Origin of the sequence: Marinobacter profundi, from assembly GCF_002744715.1 — a bacterium.
In the GTDB taxonomy this organism is placed as follows: Bacteria; Pseudomonadota; Gammaproteobacteria; order Pseudomonadales; family Oleiphilaceae; genus Marinobacter; species Marinobacter profundi.
The window spans coordinates 43,780-58,026 of the sequence record NZ_KZ319368.1 but is presented as its reverse complement, the minus strand read 5'-3'; the positions used below and the strand labels follow the sequence as shown (position 1 = coordinate 58,026).

The 14,247-nt window shown below is 59.1% G+C and carries 13 protein-coding genes; 6 read left to right on the top strand and 7 right to left on the bottom strand.

The window, feature by feature from the left end:
* Positions 1-9: 9 nt before the first annotated feature.
* The 3 genes from CLH61_RS03285 to gloB form a co-directional block, all read right to left on the bottom strand.
* Positions 10-1,761: an extracellular solute-binding protein gene (locus CLH61_RS03285; protein ID WP_228152540.1), complete on the bottom strand. Its 1,752-nt coding sequence runs from the start codon at positions 1,759-1,761 to the stop codon at positions 10-12.
* A 96-nt stretch (positions 1,762-1,857) separates the two neighbouring features.
* On the bottom strand, positions 1,858-3,618 hold the full coding sequence (locus CLH61_RS03280) for a lytic transglycosylase (RefSeq protein WP_099613293.1): 1,761 nt from the start codon (positions 3,616-3,618) through the stop codon (positions 1,858-1,860).
* A 183-nt stretch (positions 3,619-3,801) separates the two neighbouring features.
* Positions 3,802-4,596, bottom strand: a complete 795-nt coding sequence (gloB, locus tag CLH61_RS03275) for a hydroxyacylglutathione hydrolase (protein ID WP_099613292.1) — start codon at positions 4,594-4,596, stop codon at positions 3,802-3,804.
* Between the two features lie 104 nt (positions 4,597-4,700).
* Here gloB and CLH61_RS03270 point away from each other — a divergent pair, with 104 nt between their 5' ends.
* From CLH61_RS03270 to CLH61_RS03255, 4 genes are all read left to right on the top strand, one after another.
* Entirely contained in the window at positions 4,701-5,483 is a 783-nt protein-coding gene (locus CLH61_RS03270; RefSeq protein WP_099613291.1) for a class I SAM-dependent methyltransferase, read from the top strand.
* A gap of 2 nt (positions 5,484-5,485) precedes the next feature.
* A complete protein-coding gene (gene rnhA / locus CLH61_RS03265) occupies positions 5,486-5,929 on the top strand; it encodes a ribonuclease HI (protein ID WP_099613290.1) in 444 nt (147 codons plus the stop codon).
* A gap of 31 nt (positions 5,930-5,960) precedes the next feature.
* Positions 5,961-6,677 (top strand): DNA polymerase III subunit epsilon, encoded by a 717-nt coding sequence (gene dnaQ, locus CLH61_RS03260; RefSeq protein ID WP_322868211.1) that lies wholly within the window; start codon positions 5,961-5,963, stop codon positions 6,675-6,677.
* A gap of 253 nt (positions 6,678-6,930) precedes the next feature.
* The gene (locus CLH61_RS03255; protein ID WP_099613288.1) at positions 6,931-8,637 is read left to right on the top strand and encodes a FimL-related protein; all 1,707 of its coding nucleotides are present in this window, start codon (positions 6,931-6,933) and stop codon (positions 8,635-8,637) included.
* Positions 8,638-8,749: 112 nt separating this feature from the next.
* On the opposite strand, the gene CLH61_RS03250 is transcribed toward CLH61_RS03255, so the two are convergent.
* On the bottom strand, positions 8,750-9,064 hold the full coding sequence (locus CLH61_RS03250; protein ID WP_099613287.1) for an SCP2 sterol-binding domain-containing protein: 315 nt from the start codon (positions 9,062-9,064) through the stop codon (positions 8,750-8,752).
* Between the two features lie 273 nt (positions 9,065-9,337).
* On the opposite strand from CLH61_RS03250, the gene sohB reads away from it, so the two are divergent.
* Positions 9,338-10,402 carry a protease SohB gene (gene sohB / locus CLH61_RS03245; RefSeq protein WP_099613286.1) on the top strand — a complete coding sequence of 355 codons (1,065 nt, stop codon included), beginning with the start codon at positions 9,338-9,340 and terminating at the stop codon, positions 10,400-10,402.
* Positions 10,403-10,426: 24 nt separating this feature from the next.
* Positions 10,427-11,425: a YhdH/YhfP family quinone oxidoreductase gene (locus tag CLH61_RS03240; RefSeq protein ID WP_099613285.1), complete on the top strand. Its 999-nt coding sequence runs from the start codon at positions 10,427-10,429 to the stop codon at positions 11,423-11,425.
* A 79-nt stretch (positions 11,426-11,504) separates the two neighbouring features.
* On the opposite strand, the gene CLH61_RS03235 is transcribed toward CLH61_RS03240, so the two are convergent.
* From CLH61_RS03235 to CLH61_RS03225, 3 genes are all read right to left on the bottom strand, one after another.
* Entirely contained in the window at positions 11,505-12,008 is a 504-nt protein-coding gene (locus CLH61_RS03235) for a DUF934 domain-containing protein (RefSeq protein ID WP_099613284.1), read from the bottom strand.
* On the bottom strand, positions 12,001-13,653 hold the full coding sequence (locus tag CLH61_RS03230) for a nitrite/sulfite reductase (RefSeq protein ID WP_099613283.1): 1,653 nt from the start codon (positions 13,651-13,653) through the stop codon (positions 12,001-12,003). The genes CLH61_RS03235 and CLH61_RS03230 overlap by 8 nt, the downstream gene beginning before the upstream one ends.
* Positions 13,654-13,988: 335 nt before the next feature.
* On the bottom strand, positions 13,989-14,219 hold the full coding sequence (locus CLH61_RS03225) for a DUF2970 domain-containing protein (RefSeq protein WP_099613282.1): 231 nt from the start codon (positions 14,217-14,219) through the stop codon (positions 13,989-13,991).
* Positions 14,220-14,247 lie beyond the last annotated feature (28 nt).

Here is a 14,247-nt window from a genome sequence, read left to right as displayed (position 1 = left end):
CTCATGGGGTCAGGGCTGCAACCACCAGTTGTCGTAATCAACCCCGTTCTTGGGTGTGACCGCGGGCCGTTCAAGGTGACTCCAGTAGGCAATCCGGTCACGGCCGAGGTGCCATTGGGGAATTACATAGTGGCCGTGCAGCAGTACCCGGTCGAGGGCGCGGACCCGCTGCACCAGGGCATCGCGATCGGGGGCCTGGATAACCAGGTCGACCAGTTGGTCAACCACCGGATCATCGACGCCCATGTAGTTACGGGAGCCGGTGATACTGGCATTCGAGGAGTGCCAGTAATCCCGCTGCTCGTTACCGGGAGAGTCCGACTGGGGCAGCACCTGGGTGATGACATCGTAATCGAAATCCCTGACCCGCTGGATGTACTGATTGGTGTCCACCAGGCGGACGCCGACTTCGATACCGAGCTTGGCGAGGTTGTTTTTCAGCGGCAGTACAATCCGCTCGAAATTCTTCTGGTGGAGCAGGACCTCGAACGTCAGCGGCTGTCCGGTTGCCTTGTTCACCAGCTTGCGGTCGCGGATCTCGTAGCCGGCATCGCGCAACAGGGTGAGGGCAGTGCGCAGGTTGTCGCGCATTGTGGCGGTAGCGGTGGAAGGGGGGGTGTAGGGCTCGCTGAAAACAGCCTCCGGGAGTTGGTTCCGAAACGGTTCCAGGATGGCCAATTCGCCTTCGCCGGGCAGACCGGTGGCCGCCAGATCACTGTTCTCGAAATAGCTGTCGGTGCGGGAATATTGGCCGTAAAACAGGTTCTGGTTGGCCCACTCGAAATCAAATGCATAGGCGAGTGCCTGCCGCACCCTGGGGTCCTGGAACTGGCCGCGGCGGGTATTGAAGACGAACGCCTGCATGCCTGCGGGGCGATGGTGCTCAACTTCTTCCTTCACAATGGCACCGCTGTCGACGCGATCGCCGGTATAGGCCGTCGCCCAGTTCTTGGCCGAGGATTCTACCCGGAAGTCATAGTTGCCCGCCTTGAAGGCCTCAAGGGCAACGGTGTCATCGGAATAATAGTCAAAGCGTACCCGGTCGAAGTTGAACCGGCCCTGGCGGACCGGCAGGTCCCGCGCCCAGTAATCCTCGACCCGCTGAAAGGTGACCGAGCGACCCGCATCGAAGCTGCCAATCCGGTAGGGACCGGACCCTACGGGGGGGGTGAGGCCACTTTCGGCAAAGTCCCGCTCGGCCCAGTAATGGGCGGGCAGAATCGGCAGTTGGCCGAGGATCAGTGGCAGCTCCCGGTTGTTGGTGTCACCAAAGTCAAAGCGAACCCGCTGGGGATTCTCTACCGTCACCTTGCTGACGTCGGCGTAGTAGCTGCGGTAGAACGGGTGACCCTTGGTGGTCAGCAGCTCAAAGGAAAAGCGGACATCCTCGGCGGTGATCGGTTCGCCATCCTGGAAGCGGGCTTCCTTGCGCAGGTTGAAGACGACGTAACTGCGGTCCTCCGGGGTTTCGATGGACTCGGCAATCAGTCCGTAGGCGGAAAATGGCTCATCGTCGGAGGACACGGTCAGGGTGTCGTACAGATAGGAGCTGACGCCGGCGGCGGCGACACCGCGGATTACAAACGGATTGAAGGAGTCATAGCCATTGGCGACCACCGCCAGGCGCAGCATTCCACCTTTTGGCGCTTCCGGGTTGACGTAGTCGAAGTGGCTGAAGCCGGGGGGGTAGGCTGGTTCGCCGTGCATGGCTATGCCATGTCGGGGTTCTGCGGCCTGGCTGTGGGAGATTGCTGACAGCATCGCTGTCAGCAGGGTAAGGAATGCGAACAAGGATTTTCTGGTGGTTGATGTCCGTATGGTTACCATGATTCTCCCGGTGTCGGATTATTATTCTGTTCAGGGGCTGTTACGCACGTCTACGTAGAGTACCAGACTTTGTCCCGGCTGCAGATAACGGGCGGTATTCAGATCGTTCCAGCTTGCGATATCCCGCACATTTACCGCGAAACGGCTGGCAATGCGGGCCAGTGAATCACCCTTGCGGACCTTGTAGCCAACCCGGCGGACCATGGCGTCACCACGACCGCCGGATGCCGCCGCGGAAGTGTTGGTTTTAGACCAGATCACCAGCTTCTTGCCCGGAATCAACGGGTCACCCGGTGCCATGCCATTCCATGCTGCCACCTGGCGAACGCTGACCCCGTGCTCCCTCGCTATATCCCAGAAGGTATCACCGCGCTGGACGCGATAGTCAACCCGGGTTCCGTTGCTGTTACGGCCGCTGCGGGCCTGCTGGCGGGCTAGCCGCTGGCTGGCGCTCAGGACGTAGGCGCTGGAACCTTTACTGGCCTTCGGGATAACCAGCTGTTGACCCGCACGGATAAGATTGCCGTTTAACTTGTTGACTTCTCTCAGGACATCGGGGGTTGTTCCGAACTTGCGGGCAATTCCGATCAGGCTGTCACCGGAAACAATCCGGTAGCTTTCCCAGGACACCCGGGTCGCCGGGTCCAGGGCGGCCAGCGATGTGCGGAACCGTTCGGCGTTCTCTGCCGGAACCAGCAATCGATGCGGTCCCTCCGGGGTGGTTGCCCAGCGGTTGAAGGACGGGTTGAGCAGGTAGATCTCATCGACGTCCACACCGGCCAGGGTTGCAGCCTGGGCCAGGTCGATCTGCGAGCCGGTGTCGACAATTTCAAAATAGGGCTTGTCTTCCAGCGGTGGCAATTGGATTCCGTGGGCGGCGGGGTCATCAAAAATCTTTGCCAGTGCGATCAGCTTGGGAACGTAGTGCCGGGTTTCACGGGGAAGATCCAGGGCCCAGAAGTCGGTCGCCTTGCCACGTTGGGTGTTGCGACGAATGGCGCTGGAAACGGTACCGCCACCACTGTTGTAGGCGGCAAGGGCAAGGGTGTAGTCACCGTCAAATCGTTTGGCGAGGCGCTCGAGATACGTCAGCGCCGCATCGGTCGCTGCCACCACATCCCGGCGTTCGTCGTGCCACCAGCTCTGGGTCAGGCCGAAATATTTGCCCGTCGACGGAATGAACTGCCAGAGACCGGCGGCCCGGCCATGGGAATAGGCGAACGGATCAAAGGCGCTTTCGACGACAGGCAGCAGCGCGAGTTCGGTGGGCAGGCCGCGCTTTTCGGTTTCTGTCACGATGTAGTGCAGATAGCGGCTGCCGCGGTCAACCACGCGTTCGATGTAGCTGGGGTGGCTGCGATACCACTCGAGCTGGGCCTGGACCCGCTCGTTGCTGACACTGTGGTCCAGGGCGAAACCGGAGCGGATGCGGCTCCACAGGTCGGCGTTCTGGTCACCAGCGCTGTCGGGATTGCCGGCTTCGGGATCGTCGAGCTTCTGGCGTGCCTGGCGCGCAGTGCCCCGCAGCGATGGATCAATGGAGTCATCCAGTTTTGCAGTGGCTGCCGCATTGTCTCCGCGGCCGGTCTCGACGGCATCCTTCAGGCTGTCATCACCGGCCGCGACGTTCAGCCGCTGTGAATCAAGCAGCTCGGCCTCGGACAGCTCGCCACGGTCTGATGCATTTTGCGGGGATGACTGAAACCAGCCTCCGTCTTGTCCGCCCAGCGAACTGCAGCCCCCGGTCAGTGAGGTAGCGAGGATCAAGGCTGAGAGGTATCGGACCTTCATAGAAAGCACCAGAAGAGTTAACAGTGCTGCCAGGGAAAATGCGGCGCACAGAATGGGTTGCGGCCTGTTTTAAAAGTGGCCATGTCGAAAGCGTACGTAAAAGTGCCCTGAATTTTATGGGAATGAAATTCAGGGGGTCAAGAAAGCTCGCGTTACGACGTTGTCAGGTTTTGTTACCCGATCTCAGAAATGATCCTTGCCGTGACGAACAGCCGCGAACACGGCGTCATCACTGTCTGCCTGCAAGCCATTGGCAGCAGCATAGTCCCGTGCCGCCTTTACCACGACCGGATCGTCCCAGCGCAGGAACGGATTAAGACGCTTTTCGTCACCGAGGCGGGACGGGACGGTGGGTTCGTGACGGTCGCGGCGGGCCTGACATTCGGCCTCAAACTGCCGCAGATTGTCATCGTCTGGCAGCAGGCTGCGGGCATAGCGGAGGTTTGCCAGGGTGTATTCATGGGCGCAATAGACGGCCGCGTCGTCCGGCAGCCCGCGCAGGCGCTCCAGCGACTCCCTCATCTGGTGGGCCGTGCCCTCGAACAAGCGGCCACAGCCGCAGACAAACAGGGTGTCACCACAGAACAGCACCGGACGACCCTCTACGTCCAGGTCGCAATAGTAGGCGATGTGGTCCAGGGTGTGACCAGGCACGGCGATGACGGAAAAGGCCAGTTCCTGCCACACGACCTCATCGCCCGGGCGAACCGGATGACTGGAGCCCCGGAAGGGCGAATCGGCCGGTCCGAAAATCTGCAGGGGATGGCACTGCTCCTGCAGGGCCTTGATGCCGCCAACATGGTCCGGGTGATGGTGGGTGACCAGAATGGCGTCGAGGGTGAGGTTGTTGTCTTGCAGATGCTCCAGCACCGGATCGGCCTGTCCGGGATCGACCACCAGTGCCTTGCCGCTGTTGCTGTCTGCCAGACACCAGATGTAATTGTCGTTAAAGGCCGGAATTCCGGTAATCGTCAGCATAAGATCCCTTGTGTGCGCCGTGGAGTGTCACTGTTATGATAGAGCAATCATTTCGATTGCCCAACCCGGGGTAACCTGTCCCGGGTCATACCGGAGGAGATGCAATGGCTTCCGCCGTGGCTCCCGATTATGTCGAGCGGCATGCCAGCTTCGAGCGTTGGTTCCAGACGCCCCTTGGCAGGGCGTTGCTTGCGGACCAGCGGCGTTGTGTGGACCGTCAGTTGCAGGGTTTGAGTGGCGCCCGTCAGTTACAGGTGGGGCTGAGTCATCGATTGCCGCTGGCCAGCGGCTCGGACTATTCCCACAAGATCCTGACCACCGCGCGCTGGGCGGACAGTCTGGCCGATGGCGTGGCCGTGTGTGACGCCGATGAATTGCCGTTTCCCGGCGATTCCATGGATCTGGTGCTGCTCCACCACACGGTGGATTTTTCACCTTACCCTCATCAGGTGCTGCGAGAAGCATCCCGGGTGTTGCGGGGGGGCGGGCAGATGCTGCTGGTCGGCTTTAACCCGGTCAGCCTCTGGGGCGTGCGCAAACTGGTGTCCCGCTCCCATGCCGGCCCCTGGGGTGGACGTTTCATGATGAAGGGAAGGATGGAAGACTGGCTCAGTCTGCTGGATTTCGATATCGAAACGGCGGGAACCCATTTCCGGTTGCCGCCGGTGCAGAATCCTGGCGTGCTGCGGTTTGGCGAAGAGAAAAAGTGGCTGCCCGGATACCGGCTTCTTCCTGTCGGAGCATATTACTGTATCCTTGCCACCAAGCGGGTGTGCGCGCCCATCAAATCGCGTCGTACATGGCGACACAAGCAAGTGATTTCACTCCCGGTGGCGGGCACGATTGGTGCGTCCGGGGGGTGTGCGAGGTCAGCAAAACGGGAGTAGGAATGCCGGATCCAGTTGTGATGTATACCGACGGCGCCTGCAAGGGCAACCCTGGTCCGGGAGGCTGGGGCGTCGTGTTGAGGTATGGTGAGGTGATGAAGACCTTGCACGGTGGCGAGAGCAACACCACCAATAACCGGATGGAACTGATGGCGGCCATTCGTGGCCTGAAGGCCCTGAAGCGCCATTGTGCAGTCGAGCTCTATACCGATTCGCAGTATGTACGCAAGGGCATAACCGAATGGATGGCCGGGTGGAAGCGCAACGGCTGGAAAACCTCCGCACGCAAACCGGTCAAGAACGAAGATCTCTGGCGCGAGCTGGACCTCGAGGTCGCCCGCCATAAAGTTAACTGGCATTGGGTCAAGGGGCATGCGGGCATTCCCGATAACGAGTTGGCGGATGAGCTGGCCAATCGCGGCGTTGCCGAACTCTCCGGCTCCTGAGTCAAACCATCATTTGTAATACCGGGTAGTAGTGGATATGAGACAGATCGTACTGGATACGGAAACCACGGGTATTGATCCCAACGAAGGTCACCGGATCATCGAAATCGGTTGTGTTGAGCTGATGGAGCGTCAGCTAACCGGGCGTCATTACCACGTCTATATCAATCCGGAGCGGGAGGTAGAGGCGGAAGCCATTACCGTTCACGGCATTACCAATGAATTCCTGAAAGATAAGCCTAAATTCGCCGAAATTGCCGAAGAATTCTTTGAATTTATCAAGGGTGCCGAACTGGTCATCCATAACGCGGCGTTCGACGTGGGATTCATGGATTCGGAATTTGCCCGCCTCAGGCCGGTGCGCAAAACGGCCGATCACTGCGGCATTGTCGACTCCCTGGCGATCGCCCGTGCCCGTCATCCCGGGCAAAAGAACAACCTCGACGCGCTGTGTAAACGTTATGGTGTCGACAACAGCAGTCGCGAGCTCCACGGCGCACTGCTGGATGCCGAGATTCTGGCTGATGTCTACCTGCTGCTCACCGGTGGCCAGACCGCATTTTCGCTGGATTCCGCGGGTGACGATTCGGGGGCTGCCGGGGGCATTCGCCGGTTACCGGCAGGCCGTCGGCCGCTACCGGTCATCCGGGCGAGCGGGGAAGAGTGTGCTGCCCATGACGAATTCATGGGAGTTGTTGGCAAAGCCACCGGCGAGACCATCTGGTCCCGCCTGGACGGAACCAGTTAGGTCACGCTTTTGCGGCTCCTTATTCTCGGGTAACTCGGGTAGGTCACAGTGTACGTTTTGTTACATTCCCGCTTTCTTGAGGTACTTGAGAATTGTGTTATAAGTAATGACCAGAAAACCATTTTTTCAGGAACCCTGTCTTCCGGACGGAAAAGAGGTTTCAGGAAAACAGACCGGTCTGAAATGCAATCGACCCGGTCACAAAATTACAAAGAGGACGCGGTGTCACCCGCACCGGTAACAGGAAGCGTTTATGGTTCAATCGTCTCTTGCGACGAAATCGCAGTCATTTGATCTGGTCAAAGCGGAAATTGAACAGACCATCCGGCAGGCAGAAACCAGCCTTGAGCGTTTTCAGGAAAACCGGGAAAGTGGTGAAGACCTCCAGAACTGTGTCGATTACATCAATCAGTTACGGGGCATTTTTGTCCTGGTGGAGCTGCGGGGCGGCACACTGCTGTGCCAGGAAGCAGTTGGCATTGCCAATGACGTGCCGGTTGGCGCCAATGACGACAAGAATATTCTCCTCACCACACTGAACAGCGCACTGTTCATTCTGCGCCGCTACGTCGAGTACTACCACCAGCAGCGGGAGGATCATCCCGAACTGCTGTTGCCGATCATCAATGATCTGCGTGAGGCCCGCCGCGAAAAACCTTATCCCGAATCCTGGTTTTTCGATGTAGACGTCAGCAAGCGTCCCAACTTCTGCGCCACTGTTCCTCTGGCGCCATTCGAGGGTACGGATGCCGAGTACGAGATCATGGCCCGCCGCATGCGACTGACACTGCAGGTCGCCTTGCTAGGTGTGTTGCGGGAGCGCAGTGATGTGGTCAGCAAGAAACTGCTCAGCCGTGCCGCCCGTGGTTTCGCCCGCCTTTGTCGCGGCCAGCCGATGGGGCAGATGTGGTGTTTGTTTTCCACGGTGGCAGAGGCGATGCTCGACCGTAACATGGGATTCAACAAGGCCCGGAAGCGGACCCTGATGCGGGTTGAAAAGTATGCCCGCGAGGTGGTCTACGTAGGCCGGGTTGCCACGGCCAAGGACGCTCCCGATTCGCTGATTCGTGACCTTATTTACATCCTTTACCGCAGTGGTTCGTCCAACCCGGAGGTGACCAGTACGCTTACGGCGTTCCGGCTGGCGCCGGCGGAATACACCGACGCAACCCTTGATGCCCACAGCAAGCGGCTGTACGGACCTGGCGCAGATGTCCTGAAGTCCCTGTCCGAAGCCCTGCAGGAGGAACTGAATCAGCTCAAGGACAAGCTCGATATCATCGAGCGCGGAATTGAGCCGGATCTGGCCGAATTGGCATCCATCGCCGAGACGCTGGAGCGGCTGGCCAATACCTTGCTGGTGCTGGATCTGAAACAGTTGTCGGCGCTGGCCCGAACCGAGGCTGGAAAGCTGCGGCAATGGGAAGCCGATAACCGTCTGCCGGCGGGTGACGAGCTGTACGAACTGGCCGACGCGGTGCTGGGTATCGAGTCTGCGGTGGTGCAGATGGTCACCCGGGGTATCACCTCGGAGACCGATGCGCTGGCCAAGGTTCGCAGCAACCGGGAGGAGTCCCTTTATCTCCGCGAGGCGTTGTTTGTGGTTGCCGACGAGGCCCGCAGTGCACTGACCCTGGCCAAGCGCGCCATCACCGCGTTTATTGAGTCTGATTACGACAAGATGCACCTGGCGAACCTGCCGGCAACGCTGCACAGCATCTGGGGCGGCCTGCAGATGATTAATGACCCGGAGGCGGCAAAGGTCCTCAAGCGGGTTGCACTGTCGATTGAGAGCAAGCTTCTGGAGAGTCGTCAGCCTCCTTCGAACCAGGTGCTTGAGGCTCTCGCCGATGCGCTGACGTCGCTGGAGTACTACATCGAGGGAATCGGCCAGCGCGAAGACCGTAACGTCGATCTGCTGAAACTGGCTGAGTCCTCGCTGGATGATGTTGGCCTCTGAGGCTTGTCGTCTGTCCCGGGATGACGCGGGCCTGACGGTTCCGGTGTTGCAACAGTAGCCATAAAAAAACCCTGCCTCGGCAGGGTTTTTTTCGCTGGAGCGGCCGGGAAGCTTAGCCCATCTTGAACAGTTCGCCCAGCTTGGTGGCCAGCATCATGTCGCCCTCGGCACGGAGTTGGCCTGCCATGAATGCCTGCATGCCGTCGGTTTCGCCGGAAACAATACCCTGCAGGGTTTCGGAGTTCATGATGAGGGTGACAGAAGGATCTTCGTGGGAACCCTCTACCATTTTGCAGTCACCGTCGTTGATTGCCAGGTGGTAGGTCTTGTCGTCTTCAATATCAAACTGGAAAACCAGGTCGAGACCGGATGCTGCATCAGCATTGAAGTTTTGTTCAAGCTTTTCAAAAATCTGGGCTACAGACATTATTTTTACCTTTTGGATGTGTAACGAGCGCGTGCGTAGGCTTATGGTCAGCTATCTGGCCAATCATGGCCGCTTGAGTCACAACCGGGAGCGACCCGGAGTGACGGTTGTCCTGCCGACTTCGCCATTCGACTTTAGGTGGAGCGTCGGGGTGTGTCAAGCTCGATCGAACGCTTGTTTTAATGTTTTTGAAGTCGTTCGGCGACTTGTTCCGCCAGCCTCCTCGGTTACAATCATCCGCCTGTACTTTGAATAACCGGCTGGAGAAGCAATTTGGAATTTCTGACTGAGTTTGGGCTGTTCCTCGCCAAAGCCGTCACCATAGTGGTGGCAATCCTGGTGATTGTGTCCATCGTGGTTTCGGCCGCCCAGAAAGACAAGGATGATCATGAGGGCGGCGGCGAGTTGCGTGTGCGCAAGCTGAATGAGGCGTACCGTAAGCTGCAGGAGTCACTGCGGGCCAGATTGATGAGTGACCAGGAGCGCAAGCAGTGGGAAAAAGCCCACAAGAAAGAAGAAAAAGCCCGCCAGAAATCCGAAAAGCAGGCAGCAAAAGGTGGTCAGCAAAATCAGGAGAAACCGGCCCGGGTGTATGTGCTGGATTTCGACGGCGACATCAAGGCCAGTGATACAGATACCCTGCGAAAGGCTGTGTCCGCCGTGCTGAGTATCGCCGAACCGGGCAAGGATGAGGTGGTTATCCGTCTGGAGAGTGGCGGGGGGCTGGTCCATGCCTATGGCCTGGCGGCTGCCCAGCTGGATCGGATTCGCAACAAAGGCATAACGCTGACGGCCTGCGTCGACAAGGTGGCCGCCAGCGGTGGCTACATGATGGCCTGTGTTGCCGACCGTATTGTGGCGTCGCCGTTTGCCATTCTCGGGTCAATCGGTGTGGTGGCCCAGCTGCCGAATTTTCATCGTTTCCTGCAAAAGAATGATGTGGATTTCGAGGTGCTGACTGCCGGGGAGCATAAACGCACACTGACCGTGTTTGGTGAAAACACCGAGAAAGGTCGCCAGAAATTCATCGAGGATCTGGAAGACACCCATCAGCTGTTCAAGGATTACGTCAGCGAGCGGCGCCCGTCGGTGGACATCACTGCAGTCTCCAATGGTGACATCTGGTTCGGTAAGCGCGCCCTGGAAGTGAGCCTGATCGACGAGATCAAGACGTCCGACGAATATCTCATTGAGGCGTGCGATCGCGCCGACGTAATCTCAGTGACGTTCCAGCGTAAACGGACCTTGCCTGAGCGCCTCGGGCTTGCCGCCAGCGTCGCCTTGGAAAACACGGTGTGGCGGGTTCTGGGGGCGTTCAGGAATCAGAAAATCCAGTAACTACCTAGTAGCAAGGGGAAGGCCATGAGCGATAACAATGAATTCAAGGCGTGGCGGGTACACGAGCGTGACGGGCAGTATCAGGGCGCAGAGGAAGTTCTTCGGCTGAGTGATCTGCCGGATGGCGAGGTATTGATCAAGGTCCGTTATTCGTCGCTGAATTACAAGGATGCGTTGTCTGCGGCCGGCAACAAGGGGGTTACCCGGCAGTACCCCCACACCCCGGGAATTGATGCTGCCGGGGAAGTGGTTGCGTCAACTGCGGGCACCCCGGCGGTGGGTGATTCTGTCATCGTGACCGGTTATGACCTGGGGATGAATACCGCAGGTGGTTTTGGCCAGTTTATCCGGGTGCCGGCCAGCTGGTGTGTGCCGATGCCGGCCGGGTGGGATGGCCGGACGGCGATGATTTACGGCACTGCCGGCCTGACTGCGGGATTGTGTGTGCAGAAGCTGCTGGCCATGGGAGCAAAGCCGGAGCAGGGCAAGGTTGCGGTGACCGGTGCCAGTGGCGCGGTGGGCAGCGTGGCTGTGGAGTTGCTGGCCAGGCTCGGTTTTGACGTTGTGGCCATCAGTGGCAAGGCGGACCACGCCGATAGCCTCAAGGCCCTTGGCGCGGCTGAGGTTGTCGGGCGCGAGGCTCTGACTGCCGATAAGAAGCCGTTGCTTAAGCCGCAGTTTGCCAATGCGGTAGATACCGTGGGTGGTTCCCCGCTGGCAGAGCTGCTTAAGCAGATCCGGCCGGGCGGCTCGGTAGCCTGCTGCGGCCTGGTTGCCGGCCCACAGCTGGAGACCACCGTGCTACCGTTTATCCTGCGAGGGGTAAACTTGCTGGGCGTGGATTCCGTGGAGATTCCCCTGACGGACAAGCAGGCCGTTTGGAGTCGGTTCGCCGCGGACTGGGCCTGCCCGAAGACTGAGCAGGCAGCGCGGGACATCGGCCGGGGTCAGCTTGGCGGGGCTCTGCAGGCCTTCCTCAAAGGCGAGTCTGCCGGCAAGATCGTGCTGGATCACAACCTCTGACGGGTGATCCGGCGGGATAAAAAAGGGCAGCCCGTGGGCTGCCCTTTCGTTTGCTGGGGTTCGTTTGCCGGGGAAGGTCTCAGGACGCGCGCCGGCGGAACAGCGGCAGGTCAGTATCCGTCGCCGCCTGGTAGGTCTGGCTGAAGAAGTTGAGACAGCGCGGTGCCTTGCTGATGTCCTTGTCAGGTCGCAGTGCGTAGCTGTCAAAACCGCAGCGCTTCATGAATTGCAGCTGGTCCAGCAGAACGTCACCGACTGCCCGCAATTCGTTACCGTACCCATAGCGCTCCCGCAACAGCCGGGCAATGCTGTAACCCCGGCCGTCGCTGAACTTCGGGAAGTTGACGGCGACGATGGGCAGGCGCTCGACCACTTCCGCGAGCATTTCCGGTTCGTCATGACTGTCGAGCCAGACTCCGATGTCTTGCCGGCCTTCAAAATGCTCCTGTCCGGCCAGCCAGAGGTCGGCGGGGATCAGTGCCGGCTGGGCCGGCACTTCCAGTGAGTCGCCTGCGGCGGGGCGGGGCACCAGTGTCCAGTTATCCTGCTTGATGGTGCCGTCTCTGGTGATGATGTCAGGCATATACCCGCTCCTTGAATGGCTCGATGCCGATCCTGCGATAAGTATCAATAAAACGTTCTTCCGGCGTCCGTTGGTCGAGGTAGACCCCGATGATCTTCTCCACCACCTCCGGCATGTCCTCCTGGGCAAAGGAGGGGCCGAGAATCTTACCGATCGCGGCGTCCTGGCGGGAGGAGCCGCCAAGGCTGATCTGGTAGAACTCTTCACCCTTCTTGTCGACGCCCAGTACCCCGATGTCACCGACATGGTGATGGCCACAGGCATTCATGCAGCCCGAGATATTCAGGTCCAGGTCGCCGACGTCGTAGAGGAAGTCCATGTTATCGAAACGTCGCTGGATGGACTCTGCCACCGGGATGGATTTCGCGTTGGCCAGCGCGCAATAGTCGCCGCCCGGGCAGCAGATGATATCCGTGAGGGTATTGAGATTGGGGGTGGCAAAGCCCAATGGGCCAAGGAGCTCCCAGAGTTCAAATAACCGGTCTTGCCGGACATCCGCCAGCACCACGTTCTGCTGGTGGGTTACCCGGATTTCGCCAAAACTGTACTGGTCTGCGAGATCGGCGATTTGCTCGAGCTGGCGATCAGTGACATCCCCTGGCGGCACCCCGGTTTTTTTCATGCTCAGGGTGACGATGGCATAGCCGGGCACCTTGTGGTTGTCGACGTTACGGCTCATCCACTGGTCGAACGCCCGGTTTTCAAAACGTTGCGCAGCCAGCTGCTCGCTGTTGTTGTCGAGGGACAGGTAGGCCGGTTCGGTAAAGTAACCCTGGATCCGCTCGATGGCGTCACGGGTCAGGCGGGTAGGCGAGTCCTTGATGTGACTCCACTCCACTTCCACCTTCTCGGCAAAACCCTCCGGCGTGAGTGCCTTGACCAGAATCTTGATCCGGGCCTTGTACTTGTTGTCGCGACGACCATAGCGGTTATAGACCCGCAGGATGGCCTCAAGGTAAGTCAGCAGATCGAGCTCCGGCAAAAATTCGCGGATGACCGGGCCCACCATCGGCGTCCGGCCCAGGCCGCCACCGACGTGCACCCGGAACCCGAGGTCACCGCTGGCGTTGGTGATCATCTGCAAGCCTATGTCGTGCACCTGGATCGCAGCGCGGTCGGTGCTCTCCAGGGCATTCACCGCAACTTTGAATTTGCGGGGCAGGAAGGCAAACTCGGGGTGAAAGGTCGACCACTGGCGAATAATCTCGCAGTACGGCCGCGGGTCCGCAACCTCGCCGTGCTGGGCACCGGCGAACTGATCCGTCGTGGTATTGCGGATGCAGTTGCCGCTGGTCTGGTTGGCGTGCATTTCCACTTCGCCAAGCTCGGCCAGGATGTCTGGAACGTCTTCTATGGCCGGCCAGTTAAGCTGAACGTTCTGGCGGGTCGTGAAGTGGGCATAACCTTTGTCGTAGTCCCGGGTAATCCGGGCCAGGCGGCGCAACTGGGCAGAGCGCATCATGCCATAAGGTACGCAGATCCGGAGCATCGGTGCAAAGCGCTGGACATACAATCCGTTCTGGAGGCGAAGCGGCAGAAATTCGTCTTCACTCAGCTCACCGGCGAGGGCTCGCTCGGTCTGGTCACGGAATTGGGCAACCCGCTCGGCGAGGATCTGCCGATCGTGATCGTCATAAACATACATAGTGGAACGTCCTGCAAGCAACCAAAAGAAGGCACAGCCATGTTATGCGGGGCAGAATATCACCGGCTTCTTATTCCTAAAAAGGATTATTTCCAAATATGTTTATCGATTTAGGTGATAAAGGCGGGTGCTGGACGAATCCGGCCGATGGACTAGATTAAAGGGGGCATCGTTGGAAAAGATGCCCGATTCCTGACAAATAACAAAATCAGCCAAGGGGAAATGCCATGAAGAAGAGCGTCCGGACTGACAGCCAGGTAGATGCCATTGCTGCCACTCTCCTGATCGTCCTTGCGGTAGGCTTTGCGGTCACCTGGGTGGCCGGGCAGTGAGCCTCACTGGCCGGACAATACCCAGCGCACCACCAGGATAAGCGTTACGACGAATCCGGCCGTAAACAGAATTCCGGCGGCGATGTAGGGCCAGGGGCTGTGACTGGAAAAGTCCTCCTCCTGGCGCCTGCTCGATTGCACGCCGAAGGCACCAGCGAGAATACTCTGCATGACTTTCAGGACGCCGGGCCCTTTGGGCTTTGCGGTGCTTTGATTGTCATTGCTGGTGCCCATGGTTTTACCTGCCTGCTGAGTTGCCTGT

Coding starts and splice junctions, on each gene's coding strand:
- CLH61_RS03240 (WP_099613285.1), top strand. CDS start 10,427: ATGAGCGATAACAATGAATTCAAGGCGTGGCGGGTACACGAGCGTGAC.
- CLH61_RS03225 (WP_099613282.1), bottom strand. CDS start 14,219: ATGGGCACCAGCAATGACAATCAAAGCACCGCAAAGCCCAAAGGGCCC.
- CLH61_RS03230 (WP_099613283.1), bottom strand. CDS start 13,653: ATGTATGTTTATGACGATCACGATCGGCAGATCCTCGCCGAGCGGGTT.
- CLH61_RS03285 (WP_228152540.1), bottom strand. CDS start 1,761: ATGCTGTCAGCAATCTCCCACAGCCAGGCCGCAGAACCCCGACATGGC.
- CLH61_RS03280 (WP_099613293.1), bottom strand. CDS start 3,618: ATGAAGGTCCGATACCTCTCAGCCTTGATCCTCGCTACCTCACTGACC.
- gloB (WP_099613292.1), bottom strand. CDS start 4,596: ATGCTGACGATTACCGGAATTCCGGCCTTTAACGACAATTACATCTGG.
- CLH61_RS03250 (WP_099613287.1), bottom strand. CDS start 9,064: ATGTCTGTAGCCCAGATTTTTGAAAAGCTTGAACAAAACTTCAATGCT.
- CLH61_RS03255 (WP_099613288.1), top strand. CDS start 6,931: ATGGTTCAATCGTCTCTTGCGACGAAATCGCAGTCATTTGATCTGGTC.
- CLH61_RS03270 (WP_099613291.1), top strand. CDS start 4,701: ATGGCTTCCGCCGTGGCTCCCGATTATGTCGAGCGGCATGCCAGCTTC.
- CLH61_RS03235 (WP_099613284.1), bottom strand. CDS start 12,008: ATGCCTGACATCATCACCAGAGACGGCACCATCAAGCAGGATAACTGG.
- rnhA (WP_099613290.1), top strand. CDS start 5,486: ATGCCGGATCCAGTTGTGATGTATACCGACGGCGCCTGCAAGGGCAAC.